The 23,971-nt window shown below is 64.9% G+C and carries 22 protein-coding genes and 2 pseudogenes; 2 read left to right on the forward strand and 22 right to left on the reverse strand.

All coding sequences use genetic code 11. From position 1 onward, the window contains the following. Positions 1 to 99: 99 nt before the first annotated feature. From LRS09_RS06430 to LRS09_RS06440, 3 genes are read right to left on the reverse strand one after another with little or no spacing between them, the layout of a single operon-like run. Positions 100 to 942, reverse strand: a complete 843-nt coding sequence (locus LRS09_RS06430; protein WP_257804973.1) for a DUF1365 domain-containing protein — start codon at positions 940 to 942, stop codon at positions 100 to 102. Next, complete coding sequence (locus LRS09_RS06435; protein ID WP_257804974.1) at positions 939 to 2,360, reverse strand: deoxyribodipyrimidine photo-lyase; 1,422 nt, start codon at positions 2,358 to 2,360, stop codon at positions 939 to 941. Before LRS09_RS06435 ends, LRS09_RS06430 begins: the two co-directional genes overlap by 4 nt. Positions 2,361 to 2,394: 34 nt before the next feature. Then, on the reverse strand, positions 2,395 to 2,778 hold the full coding sequence (locus LRS09_RS06440) for a DUF2147 domain-containing protein (RefSeq protein ID WP_257804975.1): 384 nt from the start codon (positions 2,776 to 2,778) through the stop codon (positions 2,395 to 2,397). Positions 2,779 to 2,909: 131 nt separating this feature from the next. Between LRS09_RS06440 and LRS09_RS06445 the strand changes: the two genes are divergently transcribed. Beyond that, a complete protein-coding gene (locus LRS09_RS06445) occupies positions 2,910 to 3,311 on the forward strand; it encodes a DUF2177 family protein (protein ID WP_257804976.1) in 402 nt (133 codons plus the stop codon). On the opposite strand, the gene LRS09_RS06450 is transcribed toward LRS09_RS06445, so the two are convergent. Genes LRS09_RS06450 through LRS09_RS06470 form a run of 5 tightly spaced genes read right to left on the reverse strand, consistent with a single transcriptional unit; the run spans position 3,276 to position 6,944 of the window. Continuing rightward, entirely contained in the window at positions 3,276 to 3,872 is a 597-nt protein-coding gene (locus LRS09_RS06450; protein ID WP_257804977.1) for a hypothetical protein, read from the reverse strand. The genes LRS09_RS06445 and LRS09_RS06450 overlap by 36 nt on opposite strands. A gap of 5 nt (positions 3,873 to 3,877) precedes the next feature. Continuing rightward, positions 3,878 to 4,918 (reverse strand): cyclopropane-fatty-acyl-phospholipid synthase family protein, encoded by a 1,041-nt coding sequence (locus LRS09_RS06455; RefSeq protein WP_257804978.1) that lies wholly within the window; start codon positions 4,916 to 4,918, stop codon positions 3,878 to 3,880. A gap of 12 nt (positions 4,919 to 4,930) precedes the next feature. Next, positions 4,931 to 5,737 carry a DUF1295 domain-containing protein gene (locus LRS09_RS06460; protein ID WP_257804979.1) on the reverse strand — a complete coding sequence of 269 codons (807 nt, stop codon included), beginning with the start codon at positions 5,735 to 5,737 and terminating at the stop codon, positions 4,931 to 4,933. Then, positions 5,734 to 6,384 (reverse strand): ChrR family anti-sigma-E factor, encoded by a 651-nt coding sequence (locus tag LRS09_RS06465; protein ID WP_257804980.1) that lies wholly within the window; start codon positions 6,382 to 6,384, stop codon positions 5,734 to 5,736. The genes LRS09_RS06460 and LRS09_RS06465 overlap by 4 nt, the downstream gene beginning before the upstream one ends. Beyond that, the gene (locus tag LRS09_RS06470; protein ID WP_257804981.1) at positions 6,381 to 6,944 is read right to left on the reverse strand and encodes a sigma-70 family RNA polymerase sigma factor; all 564 of its coding nucleotides are present in this window, start codon (positions 6,942 to 6,944) and stop codon (positions 6,381 to 6,383) included. The genes LRS09_RS06465 and LRS09_RS06470 overlap by 4 nt, the downstream gene beginning before the upstream one ends. 235 nt (positions 6,945 to 7,179) lie before the next feature. On the opposite strand from LRS09_RS06470, the pseudogene LRS09_RS06475 reads away from it, so the two are divergent. Next, positions 7,180 to 8,519: pseudogene (locus LRS09_RS06475) on the forward strand (NAD(P)/FAD-dependent oxidoreductase). An 833-nt stretch (positions 8,520 to 9,352) separates the two neighbouring features. Here the strand turns inward: LRS09_RS06475 and LRS09_RS06480 are convergent. The 14 genes and pseudogenes from LRS09_RS06480 to LRS09_RS06540 form a co-directional block, all read right to left on the reverse strand. Continuing rightward, a complete protein-coding gene (locus tag LRS09_RS06480; RefSeq protein WP_257804982.1) occupies positions 9,353 to 10,105 on the reverse strand; it encodes a FadR/GntR family transcriptional regulator in 753 nt (250 codons plus the stop codon). Positions 10,106 to 10,113: 8 nt separating this feature from the next. Beyond that, positions 10,114 to 11,733, reverse strand: a complete 1,620-nt coding sequence (locus LRS09_RS06485; protein WP_257804983.1) for an acyl-CoA synthetase — start codon at positions 11,731 to 11,733, stop codon at positions 10,114 to 10,116. 22 nt (positions 11,734 to 11,755) lie between these two features. Then, on the reverse strand, positions 11,756 to 12,949 hold the full coding sequence (locus LRS09_RS06490) for a CaiB/BaiF CoA-transferase family protein (protein ID WP_257804984.1): 1,194 nt from the start codon (positions 12,947 to 12,949) through the stop codon (positions 11,756 to 11,758). Beyond that, a pseudogene (locus tag LRS09_RS30200) lies at positions 12,946 to 13,804 on the reverse strand (SDR family NAD(P)-dependent oxidoreductase). The gene LRS09_RS06490 and the pseudogene LRS09_RS30200 overlap by 4 nt, the downstream one beginning before the upstream one ends. Continuing rightward, positions 13,719 to 14,891: an acyl-CoA dehydrogenase family protein gene (locus tag LRS09_RS06500; protein WP_257804985.1), complete on the reverse strand. Its 1,173-nt coding sequence runs from the start codon at positions 14,889 to 14,891 to the stop codon at positions 13,719 to 13,721. Before LRS09_RS06500 ends, LRS09_RS30200 begins: the two are co-directional and overlap by 86 nt. 12 nt (positions 14,892 to 14,903) lie before the next feature. Continuing rightward, on the reverse strand, positions 14,904 to 15,986 hold the full coding sequence (locus LRS09_RS06505; RefSeq protein WP_374684813.1) for a phosphotransferase family protein: 1,083 nt from the start codon (positions 15,984 to 15,986) through the stop codon (positions 14,904 to 14,906). A 522-nt stretch (positions 15,987 to 16,508) separates the two neighbouring features. Next, positions 16,509 to 16,682, reverse strand: coding sequence for a hypothetical protein (locus LRS09_RS06510; RefSeq protein ID WP_257804987.1), 174 nt, complete (start codon positions 16,680 to 16,682; stop codon positions 16,509 to 16,511). A 35-nt stretch (positions 16,683 to 16,717) separates the two neighbouring features. After that, entirely contained in the window at positions 16,718 to 17,755 is a 1,038-nt protein-coding gene (locus LRS09_RS06515; protein WP_257804988.1) for an ABC transporter ATP-binding protein, read from the reverse strand. Continuing rightward, positions 17,755 to 18,735: an ABC transporter ATP-binding protein gene (locus LRS09_RS06520; RefSeq protein WP_257804989.1), complete on the reverse strand. Its 981-nt coding sequence runs from the start codon at positions 18,733 to 18,735 to the stop codon at positions 17,755 to 17,757. The genes LRS09_RS06515 and LRS09_RS06520 overlap by 1 nt, the downstream gene beginning before the upstream one ends. Before the next feature lie 30 nt (positions 18,736 to 18,765). Then, complete coding sequence (locus LRS09_RS06525; RefSeq protein ID WP_257804990.1) at positions 18,766 to 19,581, reverse strand: ABC transporter permease; 816 nt, start codon at positions 19,579 to 19,581, stop codon at positions 18,766 to 18,768. Continuing rightward, positions 19,578 to 20,555, reverse strand: coding sequence for an ABC transporter permease (locus LRS09_RS06530; RefSeq protein ID WP_257804991.1), 978 nt, complete (start codon positions 20,553 to 20,555; stop codon positions 19,578 to 19,580). The genes LRS09_RS06525 and LRS09_RS06530 overlap by 4 nt, the downstream gene beginning before the upstream one ends. 59 nt (positions 20,556 to 20,614) lie before the next feature. Then, positions 20,615 to 21,499 (reverse strand): ABC transporter substrate-binding protein, encoded by an 885-nt coding sequence (locus tag LRS09_RS30205; protein WP_374684814.1) that lies wholly within the window; start codon positions 21,497 to 21,499, stop codon positions 20,615 to 20,617. Beyond that, entirely contained in the window at positions 21,390 to 22,244 is an 855-nt protein-coding gene (locus tag LRS09_RS30210; protein ID WP_374684815.1) for an ABC transporter substrate-binding protein, read from the reverse strand. Before LRS09_RS30210 ends, LRS09_RS30205 begins: the two co-directional genes overlap by 110 nt. Positions 22,245 to 22,598: 354 nt before the next feature. Beyond that, positions 22,599 to 23,957 carry an amidase gene (locus LRS09_RS06540; RefSeq protein WP_257804992.1) on the reverse strand — a complete coding sequence of 453 codons (1,359 nt, stop codon included), beginning with the start codon at positions 23,955 to 23,957 and terminating at the stop codon, positions 22,599 to 22,601. Positions 23,958 to 23,971 lie beyond the last annotated feature (14 nt).

The following is a 23,971-nucleotide window of genomic DNA, read 5'->3' on the forward strand; positions in this document are numbered from 1 at the left end:
GTCGTTTATGACACAGCGGCAGGTCATCGACCCGGAAGCCGCCGGTCTGTTTCCCCTCCCCAGCGCTGCCGAGCAGTAATGCGTCCATGCCAAGCCCTTCTATTCGCCCGCTTCGATGCTTCCATGGTCGCGAAAGCTCGCGGGTGGCGGTGCCGGCGGACTCTTGTGGAACGGCGCGCCTTTCATCCAGAGCTTGAGCGCCTGCCAATGGATGCCTACGGTCACCTTCAGCGTGCTGAAGGGGAAGCGCGCGAGACATGCCAGAAGGCTTGCATCGCTCAGCAGCCGCGCCTCGCCGCTGAAGGTGGCTGCCAGCAGCGGCGTGCCGCCTTCAGTCTCGTGGATACGCAGCCGTACCACTCTTCCCGGCGGCAGCACGCGAAAATGATAACGCGCGTCCATGCCCACAAAGGGGGAGACATGAAGGATCTTCCTGCGGGTCTGGCGGATGCCGTCCGGGCCCGTCTCGCCTTCCCGCACGGGCGCGACATAGGCGTGGCGCTCGCCAAACGTGTTGCGAACGGCATAGATCAGCGCCAGCAGCTCTCCGTCCTCGTCATAGGCGAAGTAGACAGAGATCGGATTGAACACGTAGCCGAGAAAGCGCGGATAGGCGAGCAGGAGGATACGCGAGGCCGGCCGTTTCAGGCCGGCCTGGGCCAGCAGCCGGTCGGCGAGCCGCCGCGGCGTTTCGCCCTCACGTTCGGCATGGTCGCTCTCCCTGAAAGAGAGGATGCCCGGCCGGTTGACGCGAAGCAGTCTCGATATGCGGTCGAGCTCGTCCAGCCTGTCCAGATCGACAAGCAGAGAGAACACGGAATAGGTGAAGCGGTGGCCGAACGGCTTCAGTCGCTGGTGCATGACCTTGCCGGCATAGAGCGTGCCGGCCTCCGCCGGCGGCGCGCCGTTGGCGGCCATGGTGGTGACGCGCGCGCTGTTCATGCGTCGCCCCTCATCATGCGATAAGCGGCAAGGGCGCGTTCGCGCGCGCTCGTGTGGTGGACAACAGGGTGTGGATAGGTCTCGCCGAGCGTGACGCCCGCCCTTTCCAGCATCTCGCCCGGTGCGTCCCACGGCTTATGGAGATAGCGGGCAGGCAAGCCGTCGAGCTCTGGAACCCAGCGGCGGACATAGGTTCCGTCGGGATCGAACTTCTCGCCCTGAAGCACCGGGTTGAAGATACGGAAATACGGAGCGGCATCCGCGCCGCAGCCTGCGACCCATTGCCAGTTGCCGGGGTTGCTGGCCGGGTCGGCGTCGACCAGCGTATCCCAGAACCAGCGCTCGCCCTCGCGCCAGTCGATCAGAAGATGCTTGGTCAGAAAGGAGGCGGCGATCATGCGCACGCGGTTGTGCATCGTGCCGGTGCGCCATAACTCGCGCATGCCGGCATCGACGATCGGGTAGCCGGTTTGCCCGCGCCGCCATACGTCCAGCGCCTCATCGTCAGATCGCCACGGAAAGGCGTCGAAGCCGGGCTGGAAATTCTTCTCGTGAATGTGGGGGTTGTGGAAGAGTAAATGGTAGCAGAATTCGCGCCAGCCGATCTCCTTTCTGAACTTGGCGATGTCGGCCCTCCCGGCTTCCCTACCGCGCTCTCGCAGCGCCGCGAATATCTGGTAGGGCGTGATCTCGCCATGGGCCAGGTGCGGAGACAGGCGCGACGTCGAAGGGCGTCCGGGAAAATCGCGACCGTCCGAATAATCTTCCAGGCGTCCGGAGAGGAACTCTTCAAGACGCGCCTGTGCCCCGTCCTCGCCAGGCGTCCAGCATTCCCGCAGCCCGCCTGCCCAGTCAGGCGATGTCGGAAGCGGCAGAAGATCATCAAGGCTCTCCGACGCGACCTCACCGGAAAAGCCGTCCAGTCGTTTCGGCGCGTCGACCGGATCGCGTGGCTCGGTGTCGCGGGCGAGCGCGCTCCAGAACGGAGTGAAAACCTTGTAGAAGGATCCCGATCCGGTCAAAAGGCGCGACGGCTCGTGCAGCAGATGGCCGTCGAAGCTCTCTGCTTGCAGGCCGCGTTCGCGCAGGATCTGCTTCAGCGTGGTGTCGGCCGCGATGCCACCGGGATCGTAGCGGCGATTCCACAATACCGTGTCGGTTCCAGTTTCGGCGAGAAGATCCTCCATAACGGTCCCCGTCGCGCCGCGCCGCAGCACGAGGCGCGCGCCGAGCCTCTCGAGCTTGCCTGCGACAGCGGCCAGGGAGTGGTGGAGCCACCAGCGCGAAGCGTCGCCCAACGGTCGGGTTCGCTCGCTTTCCTCATCGAGGATATAGGCGGCGAGCACCGGCTTTCCCGTGTTGACCGCGGCCGACAGCGCGCCATTGTCACCGACGCGCAGGTCGTTACGAAACAGCACCAGCGCCGGCTTTTGGGCATGGGCTTTCGCGCACTCACCGTGCCGGCGTCCAGCTCACACTGCGGCAGAGCACGCCGCCCAAAACGCAGCCGCGCGTAACGAGTCGGTTTTCGCGCAGTTGGACCGTGATCGAGTAGGTGCGGTCACGTTTGGGGTCGTAGGCGGTTCCGCGTAGCTGCGTTTTGGAGTGCGGCTCAAGCGTCATCACGAGCACGTCGCCGGCTTCCTCGCCGCCGCTGGTGTCGCCGATCCACAGGTTCGTTGCGCAGATGTCATTGCCGCACGACGCGATCCGGACTCGGGCGTTGCCGTCGTCGCGCAGCCACACGCCGCTGAGGTCCGCAGTCTGCTGGGCAGCCACGGACGAAACCGCCGCTGGCAGGAGGGCTGCGACTGTCAGGAAAAGCAGGTTCTTCATGACCGTCCATCCAATTGGATTTCCCTTATACGCGCGCAAGCCGGCGCCGGTTCACCATGGGTGATCCAATTGCCGCCCGGTTCCGTAGAAACTCGCGCAGAAGCGGCAGACATTCCGACGGAGGCGCAGCCATGAAGACAGTGATCATCGCCTATCTCGCCGCCGGCATCGCCTTCCTGATCATCGACGCGATCTGGCTGACGATCATGGCCGATGCGCTGTACCGACCGCTTCTGGGCGACAGGATCGCGCCGCAGTTTCACCTCGCGCCGGCTGTTGCTTTCTACCTGATCTATATCGGCGGCATCGTGTTTTTCGCCGTGATGCCCGCACTGGCGAGCGGCGGTCTGGCAAAGGCTATGCTGAACGGGGCGGCGTTGGGGCTGGTGGCCTACGCCACCTACGACCTGACCAACCACGCTACCTTGCGTGACTGGCCGCTCGCGGTGACACTCGCTGACATAGCTTGGGGGATGGCGGTCACGGCCGTCGGCGCGTCAACCGGATTTCTGGCTGCTACCCGATTCGGCTGATCCTTCGGCGCGTGCAAGCACGTTTGAGAAGACGAGCGCCGCGCAGGTGGTGAGCGCGGCCGCGCTGACGGCGTTGAGCCGCATCAGCGCCGCATATTCGGCTGCAGTGTAGGCGACAGCTGGCGCGCCGTAGCGTCCGTGCAGGAGCAGGAAGCAGAGGAAGGCGAGGCCGGCGATGGCAAAGGCGACGACGCGCTCGCCCGGCCGGAACAGAAGCAGCGCCAGCACCGCGCAGGGGATCAGGAAGACTTCGACGGCCGAATGCACGCCGAACAGCTTTGCGCACAGGACCGTGTTGCAGATGCCGGTAAGCGGCAGCAGCGCGCGAGCGGCAAGCGTGCTCCTGCGCGCCAGGGCGGGCACTGCAAGGAAAAACGGCGTCGAAAGGAAGGTGCCGAAGGCCGGTGCGATGTCCGTGCTCACCAGCCACCAGAGATAGAGTGGATAGAAGGGTTGGTTAGAGGCCACGAGGAGTGCGATGAAATTCGATGATGCCACCAACGGGTCAGGATGGTCCGAGTAGGCGCGCAAGGCGGCGATGAACGCGCGGGCACGCCGCATCGCCGTCACCGCACCGGCGTCGGGGTGGCAGGGCACAGAAGGTAATGGCTGACACCCCATTCTTCCCCGCCCGCATGCCCGAATAGACCCGCGGTCGCCAGGAAGAACAGCCGCCATCGCCGCAGCCACAATGCCGCCTCGCCGCCGTAGATCTCGTCGAAAATCGTCCGGATAGCCGCCCGGTTGGAGTCGAAATTGCGAAGCCAGTCGAGCGCCGTGCGCTCGTAGTGCAGGCCGCTCCAGCGCCAGTCCTGCTCGACGGCGAAGGTTTCAGAAAACTGGCGCGCGAGATCGTGGCTCGGCATCACACCACCAGTGAAGAAGTGCCGTGCGATCCAGTCGGCCCTGTCCTCGTGGTCGAAGCGATAGGCGCTGTGGCGATGGGAAAAGACGTGGATGAACATACGTCCGTCGGGCCTGATCCACGAGCGCGCGCGGCGGAACAGCGCCCGCCAATTGGAAATATGCTCGAACATCTCCACCGAAACGATGCGGTCGAAGGTGGCGTCGGGGGCAAATCCGTTCATGTCGGCGGTAACGACGGCGAGGTTTTTCAGCCCACGCCGTGCGATCTCGGCCTCGATGTGCAGCCGCTGCGGGAGCGAGTTGGACACCGCGACGATGCGCGAGGCAGGAAACCGCCCCGCCATGAACAGCGACAGCGCCCCCCAGCCGCAGCCGAGCTCCAGTATGTCCTGCCCGTCTTGAAGCGCCGCATGATTACAGGTTTCTTCAAGAGCTGCAGTCTCCGCCTCCGCCAGCGTGGTTTCGGCTTTCGGATAGAGGCAGCAGGAATATTTGCGACGCGGTCCGAGCGTCAGTTCGAAGAAAGCTGGCGGCAGTTCATAGTGCTGCTCGTTCGCGTCCTCGACATGGGTGGCGATGGGCCACTGGTCCATGGACTGCGCAAAGTCGCGCGCCGCAACGCCGCCGCCCGCAAGCATTCTGCTGGTCCGGGCGACAAGCCGCTCCACACCGAAGCGCAACGCAGCGTCCGGGAGTGGCAGACGTTCGGCGGCAGCGATGGCGGTCACGGCGAGGCTCATATGCGTATCTCCTCAGCTCTTCAGGCCTGGCCAGAAAGCGTTTACTCGCCTGCGGTAGTCTTCATAGGATTGTCCGCGCGAACGGATCATGTGCGCTTCGAGCGGGGGAATGCCGGATGCTCGCGTGAGCAGCCAGTACATGAAGGCGGGACCTGCAAGCGCCGCCCAGCCCGGCAGCCATGCGCCGGCAGGGCCGATGGCGACGACCGCGTAGCCCATCCAGCCAAGCCACTGGAAGAAATAATTCGGATGCCGCGACAGGCCCCATAAGCCGATGTCGCAGACTTTGCCGTTACTGGCGGGGTCGCGACGGAATCGTGCAAGCTGGGCGTCGGCAACTCCCTCGCCTGCCACGGCCACGACGAGCAGCGCCATTCCTGCCAGATCGGTCCATTGAAGGCCCGGCACCGGGTTGCGCGCAGCGAGGAAGACGGTCGCAGCGAGCAGAAACGCTGCGGCGGCTTGTATCTGCAGGAAGGCGAATAGCCGGGGTCGCCAGCTTTCGCCCCACTCTTCCTGAAGCGCAGCATAGCGCGGGTCCTCGCCGCCGCGGAGCGTGCGCGCTGCGATGTGGAGACCAAGCCGCAGCGACCAGACGCCGGCAACGGCGGCGACGAGAGCGCGACGCCACGGATCACCCTCCCAGCCTTCGACCGAAGCCAGCGCCACGGCCACGCCGGCCGCGCCGACACCAAACGACCAGGTCGCATCCACCCAGCCGGATTTCCCTCCGCGCGCCACGGCAAGCCAGGCCAAACCCATGGCCAGCGACAAGAGGCCGGCCACGCAGAGGAACAGCGTCGCCGGCGTCACGGTCATATCCCGAAGATCGGCTGAAGCAGCCGGCCGATGAAACTGTTGAAGCGCATTCGCCCTTCCATCGCAGCGAGGCAGATGCATTCGCCACCAGGATCGACGATGGGCTGGTGCTCGACGTCCTCGTCCACCTCGGCGAGGTCGCCCTGCCTGAACTGGCCAAGTCTGTCGGTGTAGGAACCGGAGACGATATAGGTGAACTCTGCGCCGACATGACCGTGGTCGGGCAGGGCGCGGCCCGGCCCCACCTTCAGGAGGATAAGGTTCGCGTCGGGATCGTGCGGCACACCGACCCGGCTCATGTGCATGCCGGGACCGATCCAGCGCCAGCGGCCGATTTCGCAGCCGCGAAGCGCATCCGGCAGGGGTATGCGATCGATTTCCGCCGCCTTGCGCGCGGGTCCCGGCTCAGCCACGGCCTCCTCCGCGTCGATGCGGGCAAGCGTGTCGGCAAGCATGCTGGCCGACAGTGGGGTCGGTTGGGTTTCTTCCAGAACCGTGCCGCCCAGCGCCTCGAATTCGACCACGCGAGCGCGACAGGCGGGGCAGCCGGCCAAATGTGCTTCAACGACGATCCTCGGCCCGGTGGCCAGAGTGCCGGCGGCGTAGCGCAGCAACGTCTCGTCCGTGGCGTGATGAGAAATGGTCATGTCTCGTCTTCCAGAAGGGCGCGCAGGCGGTTCATCGCCAGCCGGATCCTCGATTTCACCGTGCCGAGAGGGACTCCGAGTTCGCCGGCAATCTCGCTTTGCGATTTCTCGCTGTAGTAGGAGAGGCGTATGATGGTCTGCTGCTCGGCCGACAGGCCGGAAAGCGCCTTGCGCACGCGCCACTCGCGTTCCGCTCCCAGAAGCGCTTCCTCCATCGAGGGCGGCATGTCTTCAGGGTCGGGCGGCAGATCGGCCGGGTTGCGCTGGCGGCGCAGATGGTCGATCCGCAGGTTGCGGGCGATGGTGAACACCCATGTCGACGCACCCGCCCGCGCGGGGTCGTAATAAGAGGCCTTACGCCAGACCGACAGCATTGTCTCCTGAACCAGGTCCTCCGCAAGGCCCGACGACATGCTGCCGCGCATGAAAAAGGTCTTAAGCCGCGGGCCGAAGTGCCGGAACAAGGCGGCGAATGCCTCCCGGTCGCGGCGCGCCGCAACCATCTGCAGGAGCCTGGAAAGGTCCTCCGCCGCAGGCGGTGGCGGGATGTCTCTGCTCACCACTGCCAACCGTCTGCCTGCCGGGACCGTCCAGCCTTTATCTGCAAAGAAATGGTTCGTAGCCTCATGCATCGACCCTTCTACGCCATCTGCCGGAAGGCGGATCACAACGCGGGCAACGATTCCTTCCTTTGCCGAGATCGCCAGGTGATCCATCGCCGTTAGCGCCGCGTAGAACGTAGCGGAACTTAAGACCCAGATCGACAGTCGCCCCCGAGACGGGCCAAGGATTGCGATGCGCCATTTCCCCGTTTCCGATCGTCCGTTGAAGATCGCCGTGGTCGGGACAGGCATAGCCGGGCTTTCCGCGGCCTTGCTTCTCGACGGGCGGCACGAGATCACCGTCTTCGAGGCAGAAACGCGCGTCGGCGGGCATTGCCATTCCATCGACACAGCCTCGGGGCGCGTCGATACCGGCTTCATCGTGTACAACGATTCGACCTATCCCAACCTTTCCGCGCTGTTTTCCTATCTCGACGTGCCCACGAAGGCCTCGAACATGTCATTCGCCGTGTCGATAGACGAGGGAGAGCTCGAATACTCCGGTTCAAGCCTCGCGGGCCTGTTTGCCCAAAGGCGCAATCTCGCAAGCCCGCGCTTTTGGTCCATGCTTCGCGATCTGCTGCGTTTTTACCGCGATGCTCCCGCCGACGTGCGCGGCATCAACCCGTCGGCCAGCCTTGACAACTATCTCGACGCCGCCGGCTTCGGCGCGGCTTTCCGCGAGGATCATCTGTATCCGATGGCAGCGGCGATCTGGTCGACACCAGCGGTCGAAATCGGCAACTATCCTGCGGTTTCTTTCATTCGGTTCTGCGAAAACCACGGCCTGCTGAAATTCTTCCGGCGGCCGGTCTGGCGCACGGTTGAGGGCGGCAGCGGTGCTTATGTCGAAAAGCTCGCCGCTCCTTTTCGCCACCGCATCCGCACCGGCGCGCCGGTGAGCGCGATACGCAGGGTCAATGGCGCGGTCGAGATCTCCACGCAGGGAGCAGAGCCTGAATGGTTCGATCATGTCGTGATCGGCGCGCATGCCGACCAGGCGCTTAAGATGCTTGCCGACCCTTCGCCGGACGAAAGTGCGCTGCTGGGGGCCTTTCTCTACGGGCGCAACGAGACGGTGTTGCATTGCGACCCGTCGCTGATGCCCCTCCGCCGTGGTGTTTGGTCGAGCTGGAATTATCTCGCCCGCTCGGGCACAGAAGGGGCCGCGCGGCGTAAGCCCTGCGTGACCTACTGGATGAACAGGCTTCAGGGCATCCCCGACGCGACCCCTCTCTTCGTGACGTTGAGTCCACTCAGCGAGCCTGCGCCGGACAAGGTAAGCTTTGGCGCGGTGTCTACGAGCACCCGCTGTTCAACGCGAAGACCCTCGCAGCGCAGGACCGGCTCTGGTCGCTGCAGGGTGCGCGCAACACCTGGTACTGCGGCTCCTATTTCGGATCGGGCTTCCACGAGGATGCGATCCAGGCCGGCCTTGCGGTCGCTGAGAACCTCGGCGGCGTGAGGCGGCCATGGGTCGTCGATAGTGAGACCGACCGCATTGCCTGGCGAGCTTCAATGATGGTGGATTGATCCCAGACCCGTCACCGCGGAAAGTCATCACCGTGACGGGCAATCGTCATGACAAGTCGATCTTCGGCAGATGTCGCAAGGTCTGCTTCTTCCGCCTCCGCGAGATGGGGCGGCGACTGCACCTGATGTGTGGTGAGGTCCGCAGGGCCTCGAGGTCGATGGCCACCGCTGACGATGTCGTGCCAAACTGAAACAGCTCCTGCTGGCACGCCTCATGCTCTGTCATTAATGCCTAGACCGCGGTCCTGCCCGGCCGGGGTAGGGAGTTGCCGATGGAGGCGTCCGGGCGGGCGTCGGCAACTCCTTCCGGCTCTTTCGGAATGGCTGCCGATGCTGTTTCCGGCTGTCTTCAGTCCGGGTGATAATCTGTGACCAGCCGCGAATTCTTCGGCCTGCGCATATCATTGATAAGGGTGCGATACCCCTCCGCCGGTCCCTATGTTGCACCCGGCCGACGCGCACCGGCAGGATTATTGCCCTGAAAGCGACGTCTGCACTTCGCGTAAGATGGCAGTTTTGCCCCCCAGATCTGTCGTTGTGATCGACATCGCGCGTCCTGGAAGCGGTCGAACGGCCCTTATCTATGTTAGGCAGAAACACGCACTGGCAGCGTTTGTCGCTGGCCGCGAACGGCCGGCTGGATGCCAGTTTGCCGGGCATCACACTGGCGGCGGCATGGAAAGCAGGATCGGCATCCCCGTGCTCGATTCCACGACGATTGGCGTCTGGCCGCGTTTGGGGTCGCCGGCGTCGACATCGAAAGCGCCGGAATCTTGGACAATGTTCGGTCAGCACCGGCCGCCACATCCCGTCTCTCGCTGACATGCTTTAATCTACTGAATTTCGGCCATTGGACCACTGATCGGCGCATTGAAATCCAGATTGGCCAGATCGCAGCCGCGCTGGAAGTCACCGATGTGCCTTTCCATCCACGACCGCGCCTCGGCGGCGTTTCGGGCCCGCAGAGCCTCGAAGATCTTGCGATGCGCGAGCAGCAGGCGCGCGCCGGCGTTGAGGCGCGTGATAACGAGGTTGAAGGCGGGGTAGAAGAGTTCGCCCACCGTGTCACGGCTGAGCCGCAGCGCGCTGTTGCCGGTCGCCGCCGCCACGAGATTATGGAATTCGATGTCGAGTTCAACCAGCCGTTCAGGATCGCCAAGCGCGGCTTCGGTGCGGGCCAGATTGTCGGCGATCATCTCGAGGTCGTGCTCCGTCGCTTTCGCGGCGGCAACGGTCGCGCACACCGGCTCGATCGCGCTCATCACCTCCCAGAGCTGCTCGAACGTCGTCTCCTGCAGCAGGAAGGCGGTGCGCATGCGCTCGCCGATCTCCTTGTGGCTCGGCGAGGTGACGGTGAGCTTGTTGCGTCCCTCCTCGCGACGAATGAGGCCCAGCTGTTCCAGCAGGCGGATCGCCTCGCGGATGGTGGAGCGACTCACATTGAAGCGCTTGGCCAGCGAGAGTTCGCCCGGCAGCACGCTGCCCACCACGAGGTCGCCGGACAGAACCTGCTGTTCCAGCTCCTGGGCGATGACCCTGAAGGCCGGTGCTCCTCGGTCGCGTGCTCGCGAACTGATCTGATCCATTCCGCCTCTCAAGTCGTCTGCCCGGCCATGCTTTCCCTGTCCCGAAGCTCGCTGCGCCTGATCTTTCCCGTCAGCGTCTTCGGCAGCGATTCCACGAAGGCAATCTCCCGCGGATATTTGTAAGGAGCGGTCAGCCGCTTGCAATGCTCCTGCAGGTTCTTCACCAATTCCGCTTCGCCCTCGCGGCCGGCACGCAGCACAACGAAGGCTTTGACGATCTCGCCACGCAGCGCATCCGGCTTGCCGATAGCCGCGCATTCCGCGACATCGGGGTGGTCGAGCAGTGCATTTTCCACCTCGGTCGGGCCGATCCGATAGCCAGCGGAGTTGATGATGTCGTCGAGGCGGCCGCGATACCAGATATAGCCGTTGGCATCGCGCGCGCCGCGGTCCCCGGTGACGTACCACCGGCCTTCAGGCCCGTCGACGAAGCACCTTTCGGTGCGATCCGGCTCGCGCCAGTATCCGAGCATGAGTTGCGGATGAGGCGTGAGTAACGCTATATCGCCTTCTTCGCGATCCGGCATTATATTGCCCATCTTGTCGATGACTTCCACCCGGCTGCCGGGTGCGGGACGTCCCATCGAGCCCGGCTTCACTGTTTCGCCCGGATAGTTCAGGACGATCATCAGGCTTTCTGTCTGGCCATAGGCCTCCGAGATCGGCATTCCGGTGGCGGCAAGCCAGCGCTCCGCGATGACCGGACTGACCGCCTCGCCGGCCGAAACAGTCTGGCGCAGCGCCGAGAGATCGAAGGAGGCCACATGCTGCTCGGCAACCCGCAACAGTTCGGTCGCCGGCGCGCAGTAGACATTCACGTTATATCGCTCGAGCAGCCTGAGCCGCTCCCCCGGCTCGAACGGCCCGTCATAGAACAGCGAGCAAGCGCCGCGCGCCCATGGGCCGAAGAGTATGCTGGTTCCGGCCTTGCTCCAGCCGGTGTCCGCCGTGCACCAGATCACGTCGCCGGGTTGCAGGTCGAGCCAATAGGCCGCCGACACCCACCACGAATAGAGCGCGCGCGAAGCATGCAGGACACCCTTCGGATTGCCGGTGGATCCCGACGTATAATACATGATCGCCGGATCCTCGGCCGCCACGACGGCCGCCGCGAAGCCGTCCGGGGCCTGCGCCACCGTCTCGGCGAAGTCATCCCAGCCACTGGCCGTGCCGACGCTGATCCTGACGTCCAGAACATCGAAGAGGCCGTCGAACTTCGCCGCGTGGTCGGCACGGCAGATCGCCGCGCGCGCGCCGGAATTGCGAACCCGGTAGTCGACATCCTTGGCCGTCAGCATCTCGATGCAGGGGATCGGAATGGCGCCGAGCTTCAGCAGCGCGACGATCGAGATCTGCCATTCGGGGATACGCGGCAGCATGACGAGGACGAAGTCGCCCTTCTTAACGCCCTTCCTGCGCAGCGCGGCGGCGAGACCGTCGCTCAGCCTGGCGATGTCGGAATAGGCGTAACGGCGCTCACCGCCATTCACGTCGACCGCGATGAGCGCCGGACCGTCGGCCTCACGCGCGATCCGGTCGACGACGTCGACGCCAAAATTGAACTCGGCCGGGACCTGCCATCGGAAACCGCCGTAGAACTTATCATAAGGCTCGTGCAATCGGGCCATCTTCCTCCTCCCTCGTCTGCGCCTAGATGGCGCCGCTCGCCTTCATCGCCACGATCGCCTCGGGCGCGTAGCCGGCCCGCCCGAGCACCTCCTCGTTGTGCTCGCCGAGCCGTGGCGGCGGCGTGCGGATCTCGCAGGGCGTTCCCTGCAGCTTGATCGGGAAACCGAGCTGGGGCACCCGTCCTTCGACGGGATGGTCGACCGACAGGAGCATCTTGCGATGCGCCAGCTGAGGATGACGGAACGCCTCCCCCATATCATTGACGGCCGTCAGCGGGATATCGGCGCTCTCGCCGACCGCAGCCCATTCGTCGCGGGTCCTGGTCAGGAACAGTTCGGCCAACGCCGTCTTCTGTCGCGCTGCCTCCTCGCCCTCCGGATAATGTGTCCGCAGATCCTGTCCCAGGTCGACGAGATCGCAGAACCGCTGCCAGAAGTGCGGCTCAAGCGCTCCGAGCGCGACATAGCGCCCGTCGGCGCAGCGGTAGATGTTGTAGCAGGCAGCCTGGCCGATCCAGGCACGCTCGCCGCCACGCGGCTCGATGCCGCCGAACAAATGGTCCGCGCCGTGCAGCGCCAGCCAGGCCACCGCGCCATCGGTCATGGAAATGTCGATATACTGGCCCTTGCCATCGACGGAACGAGAATAGAGCGCCGCCAGTATGCCTGTCGAGGCCATCAGCGAACCGCCGCCGACATCGGCGACGGACAGGCCCGGGACCATCGGTCCTTCGCCGGCCTTGCCGAAGAGCTGCAGCGCGCCGGCCGTGCCGAGATAGTTGATGTCGTGCCCGGGTGCCAGCCGCAGCGGCCCGGTCTGTCCGTAGCCGGAAAGCGAACAGTAGATGAGACCCGGATTTTCGGCCTTGAGTGCCTCGTAGCCGAGGCCCAGGCGGTCCATGACGCCCGGCCGAAAGCCCTCGAGCAGGATGTCGGCGGACCCGGCCAGCCATGCGAAGGCGGCGTGCCCCTCTGGACTTTTGAGATTGAGGGTCACGCTCTTCTTGTTGCGGTTGAGCAGCAGGAAGGAGCCCGACTCCGTCCTCGCCTTGGGCTCCCAGCTGCGGTTGTAGTCGCCACCGCGCGGGTCCTCGACCTTGATCACCTCCGCGCCCATGTCGGCCATGAGCTGAGAACAGAAGGCGCCCGGCAGCAGCCGCGTCAGGTCGAGAACGGTGACGCCTTCCAGCGCGCCGCGTCGCGGTTCCGCGCTCATGCGCTGGTCCACCCGCCGTCGACGGCGATGGACTCGCCGGTGAGATAGGACGAGGCGTCGGAGACCAGGAACACCACCGCGCCGGCGATCTCGTCGGTCCTGCCGAAACGGCCCATCGGCGTGCGTCCGGTGATCTTGGCGCCGAGCACGGGATGCTCGACCAGGCCTGAGGTCAGGTCGGTCTCGACATAGGCCGGAGCGACGCAGTTGACGCGAACGCCCTTTTGCGCCCAGTCGATCGCCATCGACTTCGACAGCAGCTCGACGCCGCCCTTGGACGCGCAATAGGCGGCCGTCTTGCCCAGACCGGGTACGGCCCCCGATAGAAGTAATATTGACGATGGAGCCCCGCCCCGCGGCAAGCATCTGGCGGCCGAATTCGCGACAGGCGAGAAACACGCCCGTCAAATTGGTGCCGATGATCGTGTTCCACTCGTCGAGCGTGGTCTTTTCGGCGCCCTTGTAGATGGCGTTCACGCCGGCATTGTTGACCAGAACATGCGCGGGACCGAACCGCTCTTCCACGGTCGCGGCAAGGTGTATCACGGCCGCCTCGTCCTGCATGTCGGCGGTCAGCCAGTCGGCGCTTCCGCCGGTGGCGCGGATATCCTCCACGGCCTGTTTCAGGGTGCCCTCGGAGCGACCGGTCATGACCACCTTGCCGCCATGCGCGGCCAGCGCCTCGGCGATCGACTTGCCGATGCCGCGCCCTCCGCCGGTGACGACGCAGACGCGGCCGCCGAGATCGAACATGGTCGGCATGGCCATCTCAGCCCCTCCCGCCGGCGATGCGCCGCGCCAGCGACCAGCGGTGCACCTCCGACGGCCCGTCATAAACTCGGAAGGCGCGGACATCCCGGAAGATGCGCTCCACCACGGTGTCGCGCGTCAGCCCCAGACCGCCGAGGATTTGCACGCAGCGGTCGGCCACGCGCCAGACAGCTTCGGAGCAGATCACCTTGGCGCGCGAGCTCTCCATATTACCCTTGTGGCCCTGGTCGAGCACCCAGGCAGCGTGCCAGATGGCGAGCCGTGCGGTGTGGATGTCCATGTCGTTGTCGGCCAGCATGAAACCGATTCCCTCATGTTCGGCGAGCGTCTTACCAAAGGCTGTGCGGCGCGTCGCATAGTCGCGGGCGATGTCCTGCGCGCGCACGGCGGAGCCCAGCCAACGCATGCAATGCGTAAGGCGCGCGGGCGCGAGACGCACCTGCGCGTAGCGAAACCCTTCGCCCACCGCGCCAAGGACGTCTTCCTCCGGCACGAACAGATTGTCGAAGCGCATCACCCAGTGGCCGCCGGTGAAGGAGGAATCCATGCTGTCGAGCTGGCGCTCCAGCACAATCTCCGGCTGATCCATGTCGGCCAGGAACATGGTCGCCGCGCCCGCCCTCTCGCCGCTGGAGAGCCTGGCCATGATGATGACGAAGCGCGCGTCCTCGGCACCGGTAATCAGCCATTTGCGGCCGCTGATGCGGTAGCCGCCGGCCACCGGTTCCGCGACGGTCTGCAGCAGCGAGGGGTCGGAGCCCGCGCCCATCGGCTCCGTCATGGCGAAACAGGAGCGGCTCTCGCCGCTGGCCAGCGGACGCAGCCAGCGCTCCTTCTGACGCTGGTCGGCCACCTCCGCCATGAGGTGCATGTTGCCTTCGTCCGGTGCGGCGCAGTGCAGCGCGACCGGCCCGAGCATGGAATAGCCTGCCGCCTCGAAGGCGATCGCGCGGCCGAAGTGGCCGAGGCCCAGTCCACCGAACTCGACCGGCACGTGCGATGCAAGCAAACCCTTCGCGCGGGCGCGGGAGACCAGTTCGAGGCGGAAGTCCTCGCTCGGGCCATGGCTGCCCCAACGCGGGTCTTTTTCCAGCGGGATGATCTCGTCACGCACGAAGCCGCCGATGCGGGCCGAGAGATCCTGCAGGTCGGTGGGTATGGCGAAGTCCATTTCTTGCCTCTTTCAAATCGGGCGCAGGGTCGAGGCCGCGGCGAAGTCGACGATGTCCGCGCCGAGCGCGGCAAAGCCGGAATAGCGGGCATCGCCCGCCGCGCCGCGAAGCCAGTTGCGGTGAAGCTGTATGAAGACGATGCCGAGCTTGAGCAATGCCAGTACGCGCCAGGGTCCGAAATCGGAGACGTCGCGGCGGGACTGCGACGCGTAGGCCTGCACGACCTCGGCGCGCGTCAGGAAGCCTGGCCGCGCCGTCGGCATTTGCGCCAGTTCCCGCATGCAGTCCGGGTCGCCCGGCTCGGCCCAGTAGCTGGTGAGTGTCGCCAGGTCCATCAGCGGATCCCCGCGCGTGCCCATGTCCCAGTCGAGCACGGTGCTGATGCGGAAGTCCGCATCGAGCATGCAGTTGTCCAGCTTGAAGTCCGAATGCAGCAGGGTTGCATGAAGCGGCGTCGGTGAATTCGCGCTCAGCCAGCCGCCGACCTCCGCCACGCGCCGCGCGACCTCGCCGTCGAGCTCGAGGACCGCACCACGCTTCAACCAGCCGGCTACGTTGCGCTCGAAGAACCCTTGCGGCCTGCCGAAATCGCTGAGCCCTATCGCGGACGCATCGACCGCGTGGAGTGCGACGAGCGTCGACACCAGTTCCTGCGACAGCGCTTTCGTGCGTTGCGGCATGTCCAGCATGGCCGGGAGGCGATCTCCGCCGACGACCAGACCCTGTCGATACTCCATCAGTTGGAACGGCACTTTGATGACGGACAGATCGGTGCACAGGAAGAAACTGTCGGGGGCAGGCGCGAAGGCCTTGGAGAGCCGCGAGAGGATGCGGTGCTCGCGCACCATGTCGTGCGCGCCCGGTGGCAGTTCCCCCGCCGGGGGGGCGGCGCAGATGCGGCGGGACGGCCGTTGACCGTCACGAGATAATTGAGGTTGGAGAGTCCGCCGGAAAGCCGCGGTGCACCGGCGGACATGTCGAGTTCCAGAGCTCGGCTCGCCAGATGCCGGGCGACCGAAGCTATGTCGAGCGTGAATGGATCGTTCGGTTTTGCCACCGATCCCGCGCTGATCGTCACGCTTTTCCCCCTCCATTCTGTCAGACAGAAAATGTTTCTGTCTGACAGAAATGTCAAGCGGAGGCGACTTAATGAAGAATTATATAATGTATTTGATGGTGGGAGGACAATTTCTCTGCATATATGTCTGACATGTATGTGTCCTAAATCCCTATTGGCCTCATTTGCGACCATTTGCGGGCCAGTTCATATGCATGGCCTATGAACTGGACGGACAGTGGCATGCCCTCGGCCGAGAACCCGCACAAGACGGCACGCCGAGTGCCCGGTGATACTGAACGGCGCCGTGATCGGATGAGACTTCCGACACGGTCCGTCGTCCACCTTCTCAAGGGGCGGTGGCGCGCCGGCGGCGGTGGCGCACATGATCGCATCGAAACCGCTCATGGCCCGATCGAGCTCGGCGATCAGGCGGCCGCGCACGCGCTGCGCCTGGATGTAATCCGTGCCGGTGACAAAGCCGCCGATCGAGACGCGCTCGCAAACCGTGCGGCCATAGTCCTGCGGCCGGCACTGCAGGTCGTGCCGGTGGACGCCGTCACGGCGCCGACACGTCGCCGAAGGCTTCGAGGGCGCGCAGGAAGTCCGCCGGCTCATCGGCGAAACCGGCGACGGGCGGAGCTTCGAATGCTGCGATCACGCGCGGCAGGTCGCGTGCGAAAAGATGAGCCGCGGGGTTGGGCGGCATGATCCCGTGCCAGGCATCGATCATGCGGACGATATCTTCGCCGGTGAGCGCCGAACGGATCATTGGCGTTGGAGAGCCGCCGGGCGTGCGGGCGCCGGCATGGCCTCCGCATGAAAGGCGCCTGTTGAAGACGCATCGACGGCATAGGCCGCTTCGATCTCCTCGGCAAAATGGCACGCGACCTGCAACCGGTTCCCGCGGTCGCGCAACAGCGGCACTTCCTCGCCGCAGCGCGCCCGGGCGTGGGGACAGCGCGTGCGAAAGGTGCAGCCCGAAGGCGGGTTCACGGGGCTCGGCACGTCGCCCTCGAGCAGCGCGACATCGTCGCGCCTCACCTTCTCGTCGGGGATCGCGGCGATCAGGGCGCGCGTGTAGGGATGGTTGCGGCGGTTCCAGACCTCCTCCGCAGGTCCGACCTCGACGATGCGCCCGAGATACATCACGGCGATGCGATGAGAGATGTATCGCACGACCGAAAGATCGTGAGAAATGAAGAGATAGGCAACGTTGAGCCGCTTCTGCAGGTCGACGAACAGGTTCAGCACCTGCGCCTGCACGGAGACGTCCAGGGCCGAAACGGCTTCGTCGCACACGAGAAGGCCCGGTTCGAGGGCGAGGGCGCGCGCAATCGAGACGCGCTGGCGCTGTCCGCCCGAGAGCTCGTGCGGATGCCGCGTCAGGTGATAGTCCGACAGCCCGACCTGGGCAGCGAGTTCGGCCACCCTTGCCTTGCGCTCGGCTCTGTTGCCCATTCCATGGACCTTCAGCGGCTCCTCGATCAGGCGGCCCACAGTGAGCCGTGGATTGAGCGCGCCGCTCGGGTCCTGGAACACCATCTGCACCAGGCGCGCGCGTTCGAAGCGCTGGCGGCGGCCATCCAGAATCTGGCGCCCGCCAAGGGTGATGGAACCGGAGGTCGGCTTGCTGATGCCGACGACGCACCGGGCGAGCGTCGACTTTCCGCAACCGGATTCGCCGACCAGGCCGAGCGTCTCGCCCGCGGTGACCTCAAGCGAAATGCCGTCAACCGCCCGCAGCGGACCACGCGGCGTTTTGTGATGCACTGCGAGATCATCGGTTTGCAGCACGACCGCCATCAGTGAGCCCCTCCGACGGGATGATAGCAACGCAGCGCGCGCCCGCCGGCAAGCAAAGAGAGCGGCGGCCGTGCCGCTCTGCAGTCGGCTTGGGCATAGGCGCAGCGCGGTTCGAACTGGCAGCCGCCGGGACGGGCTTCCGGCGCCGGCACCGTTCCGCGTATGTCCGCGAGGCGCTCGGCCCCGGCATTGTGGCTTCCATGCGGGCGCGCCGCCAGAAGACCGGCCGTGTAAGGATGACGCGGATTGTCGAGAACCGCGTCGACCGGACCTTCCTCGACCACCGAACCGGCATACATCACCACGATCCGGTCGGCGACCTGGCGTACGACCCCCAAGTCATGGGTGATCAACAGCAGGCCCAGGTCCGCGTCCTGCTGGAGCCGCTTGAGGAGGCGCAGGATCTGCGCCTGAACGGTCACGTCGAGCGCGGTCGTGGGCTCGTCGGCGATCAGCAAGGCGGGATTGCAGGCGATCGCTATCGCTATGACCACGCGCTGGCGCATGCCGCCCGACAGACGGTGCGGATAGTCGTTGAAGCGGGCCGCCGCATCGGGAATGCGGACCAGTTCCAGCAGTTCTATCGCCCGCCTTTCGGCGTCGGCGCTGCTCATTTTGTTGTGGGCGCGCAAGACTTCGACGACCTGCGCACCAATCGTCATGACCGGATTCAGCGCGGTGAGCGGTTCCTGAAAGATCATCGCCATCTGGCTGCCGCGTATCTTGCGCAGACTGCGCGCATCGAGCTTGGTCAGCTCGGTGTCGCCCAGCCGGATGCCGCCGCCGGATTTCAGGTTTTGCGGCAAGAGACCCATCACGGCCAGCGCCGTGAGTGACTTGCCGCAGCCGGACTCGCCGACCAGGCCGACGGTCTCGCCGCGCTCGACAGTGAAGTTGAGCTGTTCCACCAGCGGAACGTCGGCGCCGTAGCGGATCGACAGGTCCTGTACGGCGAGCAAGGGCTCGTTCGACTTGGCCATCAACGTTCCTTCAGGCGCGGATTGAAGATGTCATTCAATGCGTCGCCAACGAGATTCAGTGCGAGCACAGTCAGCACGAGTGCTGCGGCGGGCACGGCGGTGATGTGACCAGGCGCTGCGCAGCGCCGCCCGGCCGTTGCCGAGTATGGTTCCCCAGCTCATCATGTTGGGGTCTCCCAGACCGAGGAAGGACAGGCTTGCTTCCACGATGATCGCGGTCGCCACCAGGACGGACGAAGCGACGATGATCGGCGCCAGGCAGTTCGGCAGGATCTGCGCAAAGATGATGCGCATGTCGGACATGCCGATGATGCGGCACGACTGCACGAAGTCATAGGTGCGCAGGCGCAGGAATTCCGCGCGCACGAGCCGCGCGATCATCGGCCACGAGACGATCGCGATGGCGAAAATGATGGTGGGCAGCGAGGCTCCGACGACGCCGACGATGGCGATGGCGGCCAGGAAGGAAGGGATGGTCTGCATCGCGTCGGTGATGCGCATCAGCACGTCGTCGATCCATCCGCCGTAGTAGCCGCTGATCCCGCCGAAAAGCGTGCCGATCACGATCGAGACCAGTGCCGCGGCAGCACCGACCGCGAGCGAGACACGTGAGCCGTGCAGCAGCGCGGCCGTGAGGTCGCGACCAAGCGAATCCGTGCCCAGCGGATGGGCCGGATCCGCGCCCGGCCACAGGCGCGGCGAGCCGATGATGGGCCATGGGCCGTCCGGATAGATCCAGCCCGCGACGGCCGCCATCAGCACGGCCGACAGGATGATGAGGATGCCGACGACACCGCTCGGGTGGTGCACAAATCGATAGAGGAACGATTTCCGATCGAGGGTCATGCCAGTTCCACCCGCGGATCGAGCAGCATGTATATCATGTCGATCACGAAATTCACCACGACGACGCTGAGCGAGGAGATGAACAGCACGCCGAGCAGGAGGTTTATGTCGCGCTCGAACACCGCGTCGAAGGCAGTCCGGCCCATGCCCGGCAGGCCGAAGATCGTCTCGATGAGCACGGCGCCGCCGACCAGCGAGCTGACCTGCAGCCCGGCCATCGTAACGAGCGGGAGCATGGCGTTCCGCAGCGCGTGAACATAGATGACTCGGCGTTCGGAAATGCCCTTCGCCCGGGCGGTTCGTACATAGTCGAGCTTGAGAACTTCCAGCATGGCGGCGCGGCCGATGCGGCCGTAGATCGCGATGTAGAAGGTGCACAGGGCGCCGACCGGCATCGCAAGATGCCGGATCACGTCCCAGGCGTAGGCCAGCCCGGTTGCTCTGGTCCCCACCGTCGCGAAGCCGGCGATTGGCAGCAGATTCCAGAAGACTGAGAAGAACAGGATGAAGGCAATGGCGATGACGAAGGACGGCGTGGCGTAAAATACCAGCATCAGCATCGAGAGGCCGAGATCCACCGGCTTGCCTGCGTTACGCGCGGCGATGACGCCGAGCACCGTGCCGACAGACATTGAGATCGTGACGGAGGCCACGACGAGAATGGCGGTGACCGGCAACCTCCCCAGGATGACGTCGAGGACCGGTGCGGCGTTCAGCGGCGAATAGCCCAGATCAAGTCTCGCGAGTTTCGCGATGTAGTGGAAGAGCTGGACATAGGCCGGCTGGTCGAGACCGTATTGCTGCCTGAGCAGCGCCATGGTCTCGGCCGTCATGTCGGAATTGCCCGCGAGCACGTCGACCAGGTCGCCGGGAGCCGACTTGACGAGGATGAAGCTGCCGATCACCACCAGCAGCATCACCAGGATTGCCTGGCTCAGTCGCCGCAGCACGTAGCGGAGGAGCGGACCGGTCATGAAACGGGCCAGTCCGCCGGGCCTTCGCGCCGGCGCTGCAGTGGCCGAAGCCGGATTGGTCATGCCTCTACCCAACAGCTGGCCATGTTGCCGAGAGCGCCGCCGAGCGCGTCGACAGTATAGTCCTTGACCTTGGTATTGGCGATCGTGGCGCGGGTCGTCTCGCAGATCGGCAAGGTCGGCAGATCGGCCATCGCCAACTGCTGGAACTTCTTGAACTGCTCCTTGCGCTTGACCGGGTCCAGCTCGACCTGGCTGGCTTCGAGCAGCGCATCGACCTCGGGATTCGAGTAGCCTGAACCGTTGGAGAAGGCGACGCCGGGCTTGATGTTCTTCGACCAGTAGAAGCGCTGGACGCCAATCGTCGGGTCGGCGCCCATGGCGGCGGTGTAGACGCACATGTCGAAATCGCGATCGGTCCAGCAGCGCTTGATGAAGACTGCATAGTCCTCGGTGCGGATCTTGGCGGTAATGCCGATCTGGCGAAGCTGCTCGCGGATGTATTCCGCGGTCGGGAGCGACTCCTCACCATAAGGCGTCGGATCGATGAAGACCTCGAAACGCACGCCGCTGGCGTCGCGCGGATAGCCGGCCTCGTCGAGCAGGGCTTCTGCCTTCTTCAGATCGTATGGGTAGCTCGGCACGCCGTCGGTCGTGTAGAACTCCTTCTGCTCGTGATGCAGCGGGCTGGCGCCCGGCTTGCCGAATCCGTGCCAGATGTTTTCGGTTGTCCAGTTGAGATCGATGGCATGGGCGATCGCCTGGCGCACGCGCTTGTCCTTGAAATGCTCGCGATCCAGGTTGAAATCCATCTGCTGTGACGAGGCGGACGTCTCATAGCCTTTCTGGTCCATCTCGAAGCCTGGCTCCTTGGCCAGGCGCAGAATGTCGAGTGCCGGCAGGAAGTTCAGATAGACGATGTCGCACTGGCCCGACTCCAGCATAGCGGTGCGTGTCGCCGGATCCGGGATGCTGGATGATCAGTTGGTCGAGATAGGGCTTCCCGGTGTCCCAGTAATCAGGATTGCGCTCCATGACGACATTGGCCCCACGCTCATAGCTGGTGAGCTTGAAAGCACCGGTGCCGACCGGCTTCGTGTTGGCCGGATTCTCGAGGATATTGGTGCCCTGATAGAGATGGGCCGGCAGGATCGGCGACTCGCGGCCATCGAGCGCCTTCATCATGGCCGGCGCCGGACGAGACATGACGAAGACCGCGGTCAGGTCGTCCGGTGTCTCGACGGTCTCCAGGTTCGCGAACAGCGAGCGCCCGCGACCGTGATGGACCTTGATCACCTCCATGAAGGTGAAGGCGACGTCCTTGGAGGTGAACGGCTTGCCGTCATGCCACTTGACGTCCGGGCGCAGCTTGAAGGTCGTGCGCAAGCCGTCCTCCGACGTCTCCCAACTGAGCGCCAGCGCCGGCTTCGGCTTCATGCCGTAGTCGTAGCCGCAGAGCCCGTCGAAGAACTTCGGCGACAGGAACGACTCCGGTCCGGACGTCGTGATCGCGGCATTGAGATAGGTCGGGCCGGGCCAGGCGACAGTGGTCACGGTGCCGCCCGGCTTCGGCGTCGCGGATTGAGCGAACGATTTGCCGGATACGGCGATAGCGGCGGGAAAAGCTGCGCTTGCGGCAAGACCCGCGAGGAATGCGCGACGGTTGAAGGTGAGATCAGAGAGTTTCACGGCTGTGGCTCCTTATGGGTGGCGCAAGATCTAGACGGGCGTCGACCGTGAGGGAGGTGCCGCGGATGAGCGAGTGAAAGCCGCGCGAGCTGACCTGCGCATACGGGCGAAGATGCTCCGAGTTCCCGGCCAGGCCGAGAAACTCCAGTCGAGTGTTCCCCTGGGCCATTTGGCCTCTTTTGTCTGACAAAGTTGTTCCATTGGCTGCGCTTCTCGTCAAGGGAAAAGATGGCTGGAAGCTCGAAAAATCCCGACAATCAGCCAAGTTCAGCGCGCGAATGGCAAAAGCATGCCCAACATTTCTCTGAAAAATAGTCAGACAACTTTTGAAGCGGAGAAAGCGACCTAACGTCGTCATGGCTGCCCCTCCCGTGTTCGCAGATCGAGAAGGTCGCCGAACAGCCGTGCCGCTTCGAGCACGCGACGGTCGCAGAAACGTGGACCGGTCATGGTGACGCCGATCGGCATCCCGTCCGGGCCGCTCAGACCGGGCACGTTCACGCAAGGCGTATGCAGCAGCGTCCAGATCCGGTTGAACGTGGCAGCTCCGGTATCCTCCAGCCCGATCGGCGCTATTCCCGCCACACTCGGCGTCAGGACCGCCGTATAGCTGGCCGCGAGTTCGTCAAAACGCGCGCGGCACGTAGCCGCGAGATCGTAGGCGGCGCGCAGATCGGCCCGGCTGAAACCCGAGTCGTTTCGCATGGTCGCGACCAGTTCCGGATAGAGTGCGTGTCCGAAAGCCAGGAATTCCGGCAGGAACGTGCTCCGCATCTCGCTCTGCATGACGACTTTGTGGGCGGCTGTCAGCCCGTCGAAGCTCTCCGGCAGATCCAGGAACGTCACCTCCGCGCCATGGGAATGGAACAGATCGGCGCACAGGTCGAGGGCGTCGCGCGTCGGCTGTTCGGCGAGGTGCCAGACCGGGGAGCGGCAAATCGCGATGCGCGCTCCATCGATCGACGGCAGCGCGACGGGTTCATCGTCGACAATGCGGAACACGTCGCACAACAGGGCGATGTCCTGCGCCGAGCGGCCGTACCAGCCGAGCGTGTCGATGCTGGGGGCACAGACCTTCATCCCCTCGGCGGACACGGCGTTCCAGGTCGGCTTCATGCCCCATACCCCGCAATAGGATGCCGGGCGGATGACCGAGCCGCCGGTCTGCGTGCCGATCGAAAGCGGCACCTGGAAATCCGCAACCGCAGCGGCGGAACCGCTGGACGACCCGCCGGGCGTGCGCCGCAGATCATGGGGGTTGCGGGTGCGCGCACGTCTGCCGTTGACGGCGAACTCCACCGTGTCGTTCTTGCCGAAGACGACTGCGCCGGCGGCGCGCAAGAGCGAAACGACCGCCGCGTCCATGTTCGGATGGTGCGACTGGAAATGCGGCGAGTTGTAGGTAGTCGGCAGGTCGCGCGTGAACAGGATGTCCTTGATCCCGACCGGAACGCCGTGAAGCGGACCGCGCAGCGGCTCCGCATCGCGTTCCGAGGCCTGCGCCAAAACCATCTCGGTTTCGAACACCGTCCAGGCGTGGATCTGCTCGTCGCGCAGCAGCGTGCGGTCAATGCATGCCCGCGCCAGTTCGCCTGCCGTCAGCCGACGGTCGCGGATCAGTCGGGCCGCCTCGCTGGCGGTCAGCCTTTCGGCGCCGGCGCTACCACCGCGTTCCTCGCCCTCCGGCCTTCCGACAGATACCAACTGGCTCATACGACGCTCTCGTT

The organism is Mesorhizobium sp. J428 (assembly GCF_024699925.1).
Lineage (GTDB): Bacteria > Pseudomonadota > Alphaproteobacteria > Rhizobiales > Rhizobiaceae > Mesorhizobium_A.